At 68.3% G+C, this 12,707-nt stretch carries 11 protein-coding genes; all 11 read right to left on the bottom strand.

Annotation, left to right across the window (positions count from 1 at the left end; all coding sequences use genetic code 11):
- Positions 1 to 228 precede the first annotated feature (228 nt).
- Positions 229 to 1,200 carry an NAD(P)H-dependent flavin oxidoreductase gene (locus tag C4F17_RS15025; protein WP_106935766.1) on the bottom strand — a complete coding sequence of 324 codons (972 nt, stop codon included), beginning with the start codon at positions 1,198 to 1,200 and terminating at the stop codon, positions 229 to 231.
- Positions 1,201 to 1,218: 18 nt separating this feature from the next.
- Positions 1,219 to 2,151, bottom strand: a complete 933-nt coding sequence (locus C4F17_RS15020) for an electron transfer flavoprotein subunit alpha/FixB family protein (protein ID WP_106935765.1) — start codon at positions 2,149 to 2,151, stop codon at positions 1,219 to 1,221.
- 2 nt (positions 2,152 to 2,153) lie between these two features.
- Complete coding sequence (locus C4F17_RS15015) at positions 2,154 to 2,903, bottom strand: electron transfer flavoprotein subunit beta/FixA family protein (RefSeq protein WP_106935764.1); 750 nt, start codon at positions 2,901 to 2,903, stop codon at positions 2,154 to 2,156.
- A 50-nt stretch (positions 2,904 to 2,953) separates the two neighbouring features.
- Positions 2,954 to 3,994, bottom strand: coding sequence for a Bug family tripartite tricarboxylate transporter substrate binding protein (locus C4F17_RS15010; protein ID WP_442805188.1), 1,041 nt, complete (start codon positions 3,992 to 3,994; stop codon positions 2,954 to 2,956).
- Positions 3,991 to 5,943, bottom strand: coding sequence for an acyl-CoA synthetase (locus C4F17_RS15005; RefSeq protein ID WP_106935762.1), 1,953 nt, complete (start codon positions 5,941 to 5,943; stop codon positions 3,991 to 3,993). Before C4F17_RS15005 ends, C4F17_RS15010 begins: the two co-directional genes overlap by 4 nt.
- 55 nt (positions 5,944 to 5,998) lie before the next feature.
- Positions 5,999 to 6,988, bottom strand: coding sequence for a Bug family tripartite tricarboxylate transporter substrate binding protein (locus C4F17_RS15000; protein WP_106935761.1), 990 nt, complete (start codon positions 6,986 to 6,988; stop codon positions 5,999 to 6,001).
- 40 nt (positions 6,989 to 7,028) lie between these two features.
- Positions 7,029 to 8,237 carry a CaiB/BaiF CoA transferase family protein gene (locus C4F17_RS14995; protein WP_106935760.1) on the bottom strand — a complete coding sequence of 403 codons (1,209 nt, stop codon included), beginning with the start codon at positions 8,235 to 8,237 and terminating at the stop codon, positions 7,029 to 7,031.
- A 61-nt stretch (positions 8,238 to 8,298) separates the two neighbouring features.
- Entirely contained in the window at positions 8,299 to 9,126 is an 828-nt protein-coding gene (locus tag C4F17_RS14990; RefSeq protein ID WP_106935759.1) for an oxepin-CoA hydrolase, alternative type, read from the bottom strand.
- Positions 9,123 to 10,277: an acyl-CoA dehydrogenase family protein gene (locus C4F17_RS14985; protein ID WP_106935758.1), complete on the bottom strand. Its 1,155-nt coding sequence runs from the start codon at positions 10,275 to 10,277 to the stop codon at positions 9,123 to 9,125. The genes C4F17_RS14990 and C4F17_RS14985 overlap by 4 nt, the downstream gene beginning before the upstream one ends.
- Positions 10,278 to 10,287: 10 nt before the next feature.
- Positions 10,288 to 11,496 (bottom strand): acyl-CoA dehydrogenase family protein, encoded by a 1,209-nt coding sequence (locus C4F17_RS14980; RefSeq protein ID WP_106935757.1) that lies wholly within the window; start codon positions 11,494 to 11,496, stop codon positions 10,288 to 10,290.
- Positions 11,497 to 11,506: 10 nt separating this feature from the next.
- Positions 11,507 to 12,697 carry an acetyl-CoA C-acyltransferase gene (locus tag C4F17_RS14975; protein WP_106935756.1) on the bottom strand — a complete coding sequence of 397 codons (1,191 nt, stop codon included), beginning with the start codon at positions 12,695 to 12,697 and terminating at the stop codon, positions 11,507 to 11,509.
- Positions 12,698 to 12,707 lie beyond the last annotated feature (10 nt).

The following is a 12,707-nucleotide window of genomic DNA, read 5'->3' as shown; positions in this document are numbered from 1 at the left end:
AGTGACAGGGGCATCCACTCTAGAGAAGAACTGCGCAAAGCAGCCGCCCGAAGCGGCAAGAAGTCCCGCAGAGCGCCAACAAATGCAGCTTCCACAGCAGCACTGAACGTTCACGCCGGCGGGGTGCCTTGCGCAGCGAAATAAAGGAGGAGGCCGAAGGCCGGGGGACATTCGCGGAGCAAGGTACCCCGTCGGCGTGAGCGCCCCCCGAATGCAACCCAAACGGAATCAGCCCATCAAGGACCGCGCCCGCTCCAGATGCTCCCGGCACTCACGCACCATGCGCTCCAGCAACTCGGCGCAGGTAGGAATGTCGTCGATCAGCCCGATGCACTGCCCCGCAGACACCACACCGTTCTGCACCTCGCCAGACTCCAGCGCCGCACGGCCGCGCGCACCGGCCACCAGCGGCCGCACTTCCTCGAACTCGCAACCGCCGGGCCGGTTCTCCGTGGCCACCACCTCTTCGGAAATCGCGTTGCGGAACACGCGCGCGGTGTTGCGCATCGTGCGGAACATCAGCTTCGTGTCGCGCTCGGTCGCATCCACCAGCGCCTGCTTGATGTTGTCGTGAATGGGCGCTTCCTTGGTCACGCAGAAGCGCGTGCCCATGTTGATGCCCTCGGCGCCCAGCGCCAGCGCCGCGGCCATGCCGCGACCATCGGCGATGCCGCCCGACGCGATGATCGGAATGCGCAGCTTGCGCGCCGCAATCGGCAGCAGCACCAGGCCGGGCACGTCGTCTTCGCCGGGATGGCCCGCGCATTCGAAACCGTCCACCGACACCGCGTCCACGCCATTGCGCTCCGCCGACAGCGCATGGCGCACCGAGGTGCACTTGTGCACGATCTTCACGTCATGCCGCTTCAGCGCTTCGATGAAGTCCTTCGGGCTGTTGCCCGCGGTCTCCACGATCTTCACGCCGCTGTCGATGATGGCCTGCACGTACTCCGCATACGGCGGCGGCTTCACCGCCGGCAGGATCGTGAGGTTCACGCCGAAGGGCTTGTCCGTGAGCGCGCGCGTGCGCGCGATCTCGTTGCGCAGGTCGTCGGGCGTGGGCTGCGTGAGCGCGGTCACGATGCCCAGGCCGCCGGCGTTCGACACGGCCGCGGCCAGCTCGGCACGGCCCACCCATTGCATGCCGCCCTGGATGATGGGGTAGCGAATGCCGAGCAGTTCGGTGATGCGGGTCTTCATCTTGCGGCGGCCTCTTTCTTACAGCGCCTTCACCAGTTCGGGCACTGCCACGAACAGGTCGGCCACCAGGCCGTAGTCGGCCACCGAGAAGATCGGCGCCTCTTCGTCCTTGTTGATCGCGACGATGACCTTCGAGTCCTTCATGCCGGCCAGATGCTGGATCGCGCCCGAGATGCCCGCCGCGATGTACAGCTGCGGCGCGACGATCTTGCCCGTCTGGCCCACTTGCCAGTCGTTCGGTGCGTAGCCCGCATCCACCGCCGCGCGGCTGGCGCCCAGGCCCGCGTTCAGCTTGTCGGCCAGCGGCGTCATCACTTCGGTGAACTTCTCGGCGCTGCCCAGCGCACGGCCACCGGAGACGATGATCTTGGCGGCCGTCAGCTCGGGGCGGTCGCTCTTGGTCACTTCACGGCCAACGAAGCTGCTCTTGCCGCTGTCTGCCACGCCTTCAGCGGTTTCGACGGTTGCGCTGCCACCGGTGGCGGCTGCGGCGTCGAAGCCGGTCGTGCGCACGGTGATCACCTTGGTGGCGTCGCTGCTCTGCACCGTGGCAATCGCGTTGCCGGCGTAGATCGGGCGCTCGAAGGTGTCGGGGCTGTCGACCTTGGTGATGTCGCTGATCTGGGCCACGTCCAGCTTGGCGGCCACGCGCGGTGCGACGTTCTTGCCGTTGGCGGTCGAGGGGAACAGGATGTGGCTGTAGTTGGATGCGATCGCCAGCACCTGGGCTGCGACGTTCTCGGCGAGGTTCTCGGCCAGGCTGGGGCTGTCTGCGGCGATGACCTTGGTCACGCCTGCGATCTGGGCGGCGGCCTTGGCGGCTTCGGCGGCATTGGCGCCTGCCACCAGCACGTGCACTTCACCGCCGCAAGCCAGCGCTGCGGTCACGGTGTTCAGGGTCGCCGGCTTGATGCTGGCGTGGTCGTGTTCGGCAATAACAAGTGCGGTCATGTTCAGATCACCTTCGCTTCGTTCTTCAGTTTGTCCACCAGCGTTGCAACGTCGGGCACCTTGATGCCGGCGCCGCGCTTCGGCGGCTCCGCGACCTTCAGCGTCTTCAGGCGCGGCTTCACATCCACACCCAGGTCTTCGGGCTTGACCGTGTCCAGTTGCTTCTTCTTGGCCTTCATGATGTTCGGCAGCGTCACGTAGCGCGGCTCGTTCAGGCGCAGGTCGGTGGTGATGACTGCGGGCAGGCTCAGGGAGATGGTTTCCAGGCCGCCGTCGACTTCGCGGGTCACGGTGGCCTTGTCGCCTGCGACTTCGACCTTGGAGGCGAAGGTGGCCTGCGGCAGGTCGGCCAGGGCAGCCAGCATCTGGCCGGTCTGGTTGGCGTCGTCGTCGATGGCCTGCTTGCCCAGGATGATCAGCTGGGGCTGTTCCTTGTCGACCAGCGCCTTCAGCAGCTTGGCGACGGCCAGGGGCTGCAGCTCTTCGGTGGTCTCGACCAGGATGCCGCGGTCGGCGCCGATGGCCATCGCGGTGCGCAGGGTTTCCTGGCACTTGGCGTCACCGCACGAGACGGCGATCACTTCGGTGACCACGCCCTTTTCCTTCAGCCGCACGGCCTCTTCGACAGCGATCTCGTCGAAGGGGTTCATGCTCATCTTGACGTTGGCAATGTCCACCCCGGTGCCGTCGCTCTTCACGCGCACCTTCACGTTGTAATCGACGACCCGTTTGACAGGTACCAGAACCTTCATGGCTGTTCCTTTGAATGACGAAGAAATGAACGAATGAATGAAAGAATGGGTTACTCGAGCTTGGCGCCCGACTGCTTGATGAGCCGCTCCCACACCGGGCGCTCCGCCTTCCAGGCGTTGGCGAAGAGCTCGGGCGAGCTGTCCTTGATCTCGAAGCCCATGGCCGCCACGCGCTCGCGCACGTCGGGCTGTTGCGTGGCCTTGCGCACTTCTTCGGCGATGCGGTCCACGATGGGCTTGGGCGTCCTGGCGGGCACCGCAATGGCGAGCCAGCCGGTCACGCGGTAGGCCTCGTCCTTTAGGCCTTGTTCGGCCAGCGTGGGCACGTCGGGCAGGGTGCTCATGCGGCGCTCGCCGCTCACGCCGATGGCGCGGATCTTCCCGGAGTCGATGTGCGGCTTGGCCACCAGCGCGCTGGCGTAGGCCATCTGGATCTGGCCGCCGATCAGGTCCTGCATCATCGGCGCCTCGCCCTTGTAGGCGACGTGGTTCATGTCGGCGTGCGTGGCAAGGCTCATGTGCGCGCCGGCCAGGTGCGGGTATGCGCCCACGCCGTAGGAGCCGTAGGCCACCTTGCCCTTGTTGGCGGTGACGTACTTCAGCAGCTCGGGCCCGGTCTTCACCGGCACGCTCGGGTGCACCACCAGCACCAGCGGCGCCATCGCGATCTGGTAGACCAGCGTGAGGTCGCGCTGCGTGTCGTAGGGCAGCTTGTCATAGAGGAACTCGTTGGTCATGAGCGAGTTGCTCAGGCCCAGCACGATGGTGTAGCCGTCGGCCGGCGACTTGGCGACGGCGTCGGTGCCGATGATGCCTGCCGCGCCCGGCTTGTTGTCGATGACGACGGGCTGGCCCATGCCGGCCGACATCTTCTGGCCGATCACGCGCGCCAGCACGTCGGTGGCGCCGCCCGCGGCGAAGGGCACGACCATGCGGATCGGCTTGTTCGGGTACGTGCCCTGTGCCTGCGCATGGGACAGCGCGCACAGCGTGGCGGCGGAAGCGGCGGCGCACAGCAGGGCGCGGCGGGTCGGAAGGCGGAAGGTCGTCACTTGTCTCTGTCTCTCGGTCTTGGTTTTGAAAAGGGTCATTGCGGCGCGATGCGCGTCTTGAAGGGCAGCGGCTCCAGCGCCGCCTGCAGCCGCTCGCGCAGCGGCGCGGCCAGCGCGCCGGCCGCTGCCTCGTCGACCAGCACGCGCACCAGGCTCTCGCCTTCGGTCTTCACCACCGGGCGGGCCGCCTCCGGCACGCCGAGCGCGGCGCAGGCCTCGGCCACCGTCGCGGCCACCACGTGCCGCGCGGCCATTGCGCGCAGCTCGGGCTTGTAGATTTTTCCGACGTTGGTCATCGGCATGGTCTCGATCACCGACACCCACTTGGGCCGGGCGGGCGCTTCGTCCACGCGCGCGGCGGTGAAGGCCAGCAGTTCTTCTTCCGTTGCGGATGCGCCGGGCACCAGCGTCGCGAAGATCACCGGCAGCTCGCCTGCGTAGGCATCGGGCGCTCCCACGGCGGCGCACAGCTGCACGGCGGGGTGGGCGCCCAGCGCGTCCTCGATGGTCTTGGGGTCGATGTTGTGGCCGCTGCGGATGATCAGGTCCTTCGAGCGGCCCGTGAGGTTGAGCCGTTCCTCGCTGTCGATCCAGCCCAGGTCGCCGGTGGCGAGCCAGCCATCGGCAGTGAAGGCCTTGGCGTTGTCGGCCGGGTCCACGAAGCCCGAGAACACGTTGGGCGACTTGAACAGCACCATGCCCTGTTCGCCGGGCGGCATCTCGCGGTCGGTGGCGTTGCCGTTCTCGTCGAGCGCCACCACGCGCATCTGCATGTACGGCAGCCGAAAACCCACGCAGCCCGCGGGCCCGTTCACGCCGGGCGGCGTGATGGTCGAGATGCCGGCCATCTCGGTCATGCCCAGGCTTTCATGCACGTGCAGGCCGAAGAGCCGCTCGAAGCGCGCGGCCAGCTCGGGCGCGAGCACGGCGGCGCCGGTGCGGCAGTAAGTGATGGAGGAAATGTCCGCGCCGTCCAGCGGCACGTTGGCCAGCGCCGCGAGCACCGTGGGCACGGCCGACAGCGAAGTCGGGCGGTAGCGCGCCACCAGCTTCCAGTAGTTGGCCAGCACCTCCTTGTTGCGCAGCAGCGAGGTGGTGGGAATGATCACCTCCACGCCCGCCGACAGCGACGACAGCGAAGCCGGCAGCACGCCCGCCACATGGAACAGCGGGTAGCCGTTGATGGAGATGCCCTGCTCGTTCATGCCCGCGACCTGCACGCTGGCCCAGGCGGTGAATACCTGCGCGCCGTGGCTGTGGCGCGCGAGCTTGGGCGCGCCGGTGGTACCGCCGGTGTGGAAGTACGCGGCGATGTCGGTCGGCGCGATGTCGCGGCCGCTCACGAGGTGGTCGTCGGGTTGCGCGGCGCGCAGCGCGTCGAACTCGGCGACCCCTTCAGGCAACTGGCCGGCCGCGCCCGGCGCCTCGTCATGCGGCGCGACGCGCAGCACCGTGGTCAGCGTGGGCACCTGGCCGCGCAGGCGCATGGCCTTCGACCACATGCCCGATTCGCTGTCCGAGCCGTAGGCGATCAGCACCTTGGCACGCGCGGCAGTCATCAGCGCCACCAGCTTCTCGTCGGTGAGCAGCGGGTTCAGCGGCTGCACGATGCCGGCCGCCTCGCCGCCCCACAGCGCCAGGTGGTACTCCAGGCAGCCGGGCAGCAGCACGGCCACGGCGTCCTGCGGGCCGACGCCCAGCGTGTGCAGCATGTTCGCGGTCTGGTGGATGCGCGCGAGCAGTTCGGCATACGACCAGCGGATGGGTTCGTCGGCCGGGTTGCCGGTGCGCAGGAAGGTCAGCGCCGTCTTGCCGCCGAAGGCATGGCCGGCGTTGCGGAAGATCTCGTAGGTGCTGCGCACCGTGAGCGCCTGCGCGAGCGGCGTTTCTTCGAGCTTGCGGATGTCCGCGAGGCTGCGCACGGGAAGGGCCGGGCGAAACGGTGCGCCGACCGGGGTGCCGTAGTTGTTTTCGTGCTTGCCTGTCATGTCTTTTGTCTCCTTGGTGCCGCCGCAGTGCCGGGCCCTGCCGGCCCGGTTCGTTTTACTGGTTCGTGATGTGGTTGTCTCGAATGACCTTGCCCCAGCGCTCGAAGTCTTCGTGCATGCGCACACCCGTCTGCGCCGGCGTGCGGTAGGCCGCGAAGGAGCCCACGCTCTCCAGCTTCTCCTGCACCTGCTTGTCGGCCAGCGCGGTCTTCAGCTCGACGCTCATGCGGTCGATCACTTCCTTGGGCGTGCCGGCCGGGGCGAGCAGGCCGCCCCACGAGGTGGCGTCGAAGCCGGGGAAGCCTTGCTCGGCCACCGTCTTCACGTCGGGCAGCAGGCTCACGCGCTTGCCCGAGCCCACGGCAATGGCGCGCAGCTTGCCGGCCTTGATGTGCGGCAGCACGCCCACCAGGTCCGAGAACATCGCGGGCACCTGGCCGCCGATCAGGTCGGTCACGGCCGGCGCGCTGCCGCGGTAGGGCACGTGCTGCATGTCGAACTTGCCGATGGTCTTGAGCTGCTCGGTCGTCAGGTGGCCGAAGCTGCCGGCGCCGGCGGTGGTGTAGTTGAGCTTGCCGCCCTCGGCCTTGGCCTTGGCGATGAGGTCCTGCACGCCGTTCACGTCGGGCAGCGACTTGGGGTTCACCACCAGCACGATCGGCAGGTCGTACACCGAGCCCACGGGCGTGAAGTTCTTGAAGATGTCGTAGCCGGTGGGGCCGTACAGGTGCGAGGCCAGCAGCGTGGGCGTGGCCAGCATCACGAAGGTGTAGCCGTCGGGCGCGGCCCGCGCGGCCGCGGCGGCGCCCACGGTGCCCGATGCGCCGCTGCGGTTGTCGATCACGATGTTCTGCTTGAGCGCGACCGACATCTTCTGCGCCACGATGCGCGAGGCCACGTCGGTCGGGCCGCCCGGCGGGAAGGGCACGATCAGCGTGATCGGCTTGGCGGGCCACGCCTGTGCGAAGGCGGTGCCGGCCACCAGGGGCAGGGCGAGGGCGAGAAGGGCGCGGCGAACGGGACTGCGAAGGGAAAGGGATGCCATTGGGTCTTGTCTACTTGGGAAATTCGGACGCCTGTCTTCTTCAGACGACGCCACTCGTTTTCAGCGCCGCCAGCTTTTCATCCGACAGGCCGAGCAGGGACTTCAGCACGTCGTGCGTGCCTTCGCCCAGGGTGGGCGGCGCGCTGCGCACCGGCAGGCGCTCGCCATCGAAACGGTAGGGCGGTGCCAGCACGTTGACCGTGCCGGCCACCGGGTGCGGCTGCGTGGTGACCAGGCCGGCGTCGGTGGCGCGCTTGGATTGCAGCGCCTCCAGCAGGCCCAGCACCTCGCCGCACGGAATGCCGGCGGCGGTGAGCTTCTCGAGCAGGTCGGCGCGCTGGCGCTTCGCCAGTTCGGCGTGCAGCTCGGGCAGCAGCACCGCGCGGTTGGCCGAGCGCAGGATGTTGGTCTTGAAGCGCTCGTCGGCCGCGAGGTCGGGCCGGCCGATCACCTCGGTGCAGAAGCGCGCGAACTGCGCGTTGTTGCCCACGGTGATGACCAGCGGGCCGTCGGCCGCGTCGAACACGCCGTACGGCACGATCGACGGATGCGAGTTGCCGTAGCGCGGCGGGTCTTCGCCCATCAGCAGCGCCTCGAGGCCGTAGTAGGCGGTGATCATCAGGCCGCAGTCGAACAGCGCCATTTCCACGTGCCGGCCCTTGCCGGTCTTCTCGCGCTGGTACAGCGCGGCCAGGATGGCCTGCGCCGAGTACATGCCGGTGAACAGGTCGACAGCCGCCACGCCGAACTTCAGCGGCGGCTGGTCGGCTTCGCCGTTCAGCGCCATCAGGCCGGCTTCGCCTTGAACGACGAGGTCGTAGCCGGGGCGCGCTGCTTCGGGGCCGGTGCGGTCGTAGCCGGAGATCGAGCAGTAGATGAGACCCGGGTTCTCCTTGCGCAGCTGCTCGTAGCCCAGGCCCAGCTTGTCGATGCCGCCGAACTTGAAGTTCTGGATCACCACGTCGCACTGCCTGGCAAGGTCGCGCGCGAGCTGCTGGCCTTCGGGCGTCTGCAGGTCGAGCGTGACCGAGCGCTTGTTGCGGTTCACGCTGTTGAAGTAGGCGGTCTCGGTCTTGCCCACGCGCAGGCCCCAGTCGCGGGTGTCGTCGCCGCGGCCCGGGTGCTCCACCTTGATGACCTCGGCGCCCATGTCGGCCAGCACCATGCCGCACCAGGGGCCCGCCAGGATGCGGGACAGATCGAGGACGCGCACGCCGGCAAGCGGCAGCGAGGAATTCAGCGAGGACATGGCTACTCCAGGAAAAACGAAAAGCCCCGTGCGCATGCGCACGGGGCGGGCAGGGCGGGTGTCAGGACGCGTCCGCCTTGCCGCCGGCATGGCGCAGCGCCACGAAGTCGGCCTTGCGCTTGCCGAGGAAAGCGCCGATGCCTTCGGCTGCTTCGGCATCGCCCTGCGACTCGACCATGAACACGGCCTCGGCGTCGAGCTGCTCTTCCAGCGTGGCGTGGTGCGCCTGGCGGCACAGCGTCTTGATGCGCGCGCCGGCGCGTTGCGGGCCGCTGGCCACCTTGGCCGCGAGCGCGATGGCTTCGGCCAGCGCGGCGCCCTTGTCGGTCAGGCGGTTGACGGCGCCCAGCGCATGCAGGCGCTCGGCCGGCATGCGGTCGCCGGTCAGGCACATCTCGGTCAGCACCTGGCGCGAGACGAACTCCGCCAGGAAGGCCGTGGCGCCGCCGTCCGGCGTGAGGCCGACCTTGACGTAGGCCACGGTGAAGAAGGCGTCGCGCGCCGACACCAGCATGTCGCAGGCCAGCGCCATCGACAAGCCCGCGCCCGCGGCGCCGCCTTCGACCGCCGCGATCACCGGCTTGCCGCAATCGCGCAGCGCGCGGATCAGGTTGTTGAGGCCTTCGAGGATCTGGCGGCGCTCGGCCACCGGCAGCTCGCGGCGCTTGGCCAGCAGGTTCAGGTCACCGCCGGAGCAGAAGAAATCGCCCGCGCCGGTGAACACGATGGCGCCCACCTCGGGGTCTTTCTCGGCGTCGGCCAGCGCGGCGCTCAGCTCGGCGTACAGCGTGGGCGTGATCGCGTTGCGCGCGGCGGGGTTGCTGTTGGTCAGGATGCGCACGGCGCCTTCCTGCGAGATCAGCACTGTCTTGTTGGTCGTGTCGCTCATGCCGCCACCTCCTTGCCGCACTCTTGGCCCAGGGCGATGTAGCGCTGCAGGTGGTGGTCTTCGTCGCCCAGCTGGTGGTCGATCATCACCAGGCGCTTGGCGTAGTGGGGCAGGGGCAGTTCCCAGGTCATGCCGATGCCGCCGTGCATCTGGATGCTTTCCTGCGCCACCAGCGCGCCGATGCGGCCGATGCTGAACTTGGCGGCCGACAGCGCGCGCTCGCGCGCCAGGCGCTCGCCGGTGTCGATGGCGGCGGCCGCGTTGATGACGGCCGAGCGGGCCTGCTCGATCTCCAGCAGCAGGTCGGCCATGCGGTGCTGCAGCGCCTGGAAGCTGCCGATCAGCGTGCCGAACTGCTTGCGCGTGCGCAGGTATTCCAGCGTGGCAGTCTTCGCTGCTTCCATCGCGCCCAGTGCCTCGGCGCACAGCGCGAGCACGCCGCGGCCGATGGCGCGTTCCAGCGTCGCATGGCCCTGGCCTTCGGCGCCGAGGAGTGCGTCGGCGCCCAGCTTCACGCCGTCGAATGCAAGTTCGGCCACGCGGCCGCCGTCGATGGCGGGGCAGCCGCGCACCGTGAGGCCAGCGGTCTTCGCGGGCACGAGGAACAGCGAGATGCCGGCTTCGTCGTCCACATTGCCCGAGGTGCGGGCCGAGACCAGGAACAGGTCGGCCTGCTCGCCCTGCGGCACCACGGCCTTGGCGCCGTGCAGCACCCAGCCCTCGCCGGAGCGTTCGGCCTTGGTGGCCACGCGCGTGCGTTCGTAGTGCGTGTCGGCCTCGTCGTGCGCGAAGGCCGCCACGGTCACGCCGTTGATGATGTCCGCGAGCTTTTCTTTCTGCGCATCGGTGCCGGCGGCGCTGAGCGCCTCGCCGACCATCACCGCGCCGAGCAGCGGCTCGACCACCAGGCCGCGGCCCAGTGCCTCGAAGACCACGGCAATGTCGAAACCGCCGCCGCCGAAGCCGCCATCGGCCTCGCTGAACAGCGCGCCGATCACGCCCAGTTCGGCGAACTGCTGGAAGATTTCCTTGCTGAACCCGTGCTCCGACTTCGCGATGCGGTCGCGCGCGTCGAACGCGTACTGCTCGCTGATGAAGCGGTTCAGGCTGTCGGCGAGCATGCGCCGGTCTTCGGTGTGTTCGAAGTTCATGCCGTTCTCCTTACAGGCCCAGGATCATCTTGGAGATGATGTTCTTCTGGATTTCGTTGGAGCCGCCGAAGATCGACAGCTTGCGGTTGTTGAAGTAGCGCGAGGCGGCGGCCGATGCGTAGTCGGGGCCGAAGGTCTCGCCGGTGAACCCGTCCTTCAGCGCCTCGGCGATGAAGGGGCGGCCGTACACGCCCATCGCGCGGCGGGCCAGCGAAGAAATCTCCTGGCGGATCTCGGTGCCGCGGATCTTCAGCATCGAGCTTTCCGCGCCCGGCACGCCGCCGCCTGCCACCGCCGCGATCACGCGCAGGTTGGTGGTCTTCATGTTCTCCAGGTCGATCTCGACGCGCGCCATGCGCGCAGCGAAGGCCGGGTCTTCCGCCAGCGGCTTGCCGTTCTTCGTCTGCGTGGCGGCAATGCCCTTCAGCTGTTCGAGCGCGGCCACCGAGAAGCCCACGCCCGCGATGTTGGTGCGCTCGTAGGTCAGCAGGTACTTGGCGCAGGTCCAGCCCTTGTTCTCCTCGCCCACGAGGTTCTCGGCGGGCACGCGCACGTCGGAGAAGAACACCTCGTTCACCTCATGCTCGCCGTCGAGCGTGATGATCGGGCGCACTTCCACGCCGGGCGATGTCATGTCGATCAGCAGGAAGCTGATGCCTTCCTGCTTCTTCGCCTCGCGGTTGGTGCGCACCAGGCAGAAGATCATGTTGGCGTGCTGGCCCAGCGTGGTCCAGGTCTTCTGGCCGTTCACGATGTAGTGGTCGCCCTGCGCGTCGATGCCGCGCACGGCCGAGGTCTTCACCGCCGCCAGGTCCGAGCCCGCGCCGGGTTCCGAATAGCCCTGGCACCACCAGTCGGCGCCGTTCAGGATGCGCGGCAGCCAATGCTGCTTCTGCGCCTCGTTGCCGTACTTGATGAGCACCGGGCCGAGCATGTTCACGCCGAAGGGCACGATGCGCGGTGCGAAGGCCAGCGCGCATTCGTTCTCGAAGATGAACTTCTCGACCGCCGTCCAGCCCGGGCCGCCGTACTGCTCGGGCCAGTGGTTGGCGAGCCAGCCGCGCTCGTTGAGGATGGCGTGCCATTCCTGCATGTCGGCCTTCTCGAGGATCTTGCCGCTGCGCACTTTCTCGGACAGCCGCACCGGCAGCTTGGCGGCCAGGAAGGCGCGCACTTCGCTGCGGAAGGCTTCTTCTTCGGTCGTGAAGTTCAGGTCCATCGCGGGCTCCTCAATAGATTTCAAAGAGACCGGCAGCGCCCATGCCGCCGGCGATGCACATCGTGACCACGGCGTACTTCGCGCCGCGGCGCTTGCCTTCGATGAGCACATGGCCCGCGAGGCGCGCGCCGGTCATGCCGAAGGGATGGCCGATGGAGATGGCGCCGCCGTTCACGTTGAGCAGCTCCGACGGAATGCCCAGCTTGTCCTGGCAGTAGATCGACTGCGAGGCGAAGGCTTCGTTGAGTTCCCACAGGCCGATGTCCTGCACCTTGAGGCCGTGGCGCGCGAGCAGCTTGGGCACCGCGAACACCGGGCCGATGCCCATTTCGTCGGGCTCGCAGCCGGCCACGGCCAGGCCGCGGAAGGCGCCCAGCGCCTTGATGTTGGCGCGCTCCGCGTCCTTGGCTTCCATCAGCACGCAGGCCGATGCGCCATCGGACAGCTGCGAGGCATTGCCGGCGGTGACGAACTTGTCCTCGCCCATCACGGGCTTCAGCTTGGCGAGCGCCTCGTAGGTGGTGCCGCGGCGGTTGCAGTTGTCCTCGGTGGCCGTCACTTCGCGGTAGGTGACTTCCTTGGTCTCCTTGTCGGTCACGGCCATGGTGGTGGTGCAGGCGACGATCTCGTCCTTGTAGCGGCCGGCGATCTGCGCTTCTTCGGTGCGGCGCTGGCTCTCGGCGGAGAAGCGGTCCTGCGACTCGCGGCTGATGTTGTAGCGCTTGGCCACGATGTCGGCGGTTTCGATCATCGCCATGTACAGCTCGGGCTTGTGCTCGACGATCCACGGGTCCATGCCGCTGTCGCCGCTGTCGGTGGCGCTGCGCGAGCGGATCTGCGAGATGCTTTCCACGCCGCCCGCGATCATGGCCGGCGCGCCGTCCACCACGATGCGGCCCGCGGCCATGGCAATCGCCTGCAGGCCCGAGGCGCAGAAGCGGTTCACCGTGGTGCCGGCAATGCCGATCGGCAGGCCCGCGCGGATGATGGCCTGGCGCGCGATGTTGCGGCCGGTGGTGCCTTCCGGGTAGCCGCAGCCGAGGATCGCGTCCTCGATCAGCGCGGGGTCGAGGCCCGAGCGTTCCACCGCCGCCTTCACGGCGAAGGCCGCCAGCGTGGGGCCGGGGGTGATGTTGAATTCGCCGCGGTGCGCCTTGGTGAGCGGGGTGCGGGCGGTGGAAACTATGACGGCTTCACGCATGGGGTGTGTC

The sequence above is a fragment of the Variovorax sp. PMC12 genome (genome assembly GCF_003019815.1).
In the GTDB taxonomy this organism is placed as follows: Bacteria; Pseudomonadota; Gammaproteobacteria; order Burkholderiales; family Burkholderiaceae_C; genus Variovorax.
The sequence above is the reverse complement of the archived record's forward strand: the minus strand, read 5'-3'. Positions and strand labels throughout refer to the sequence as shown.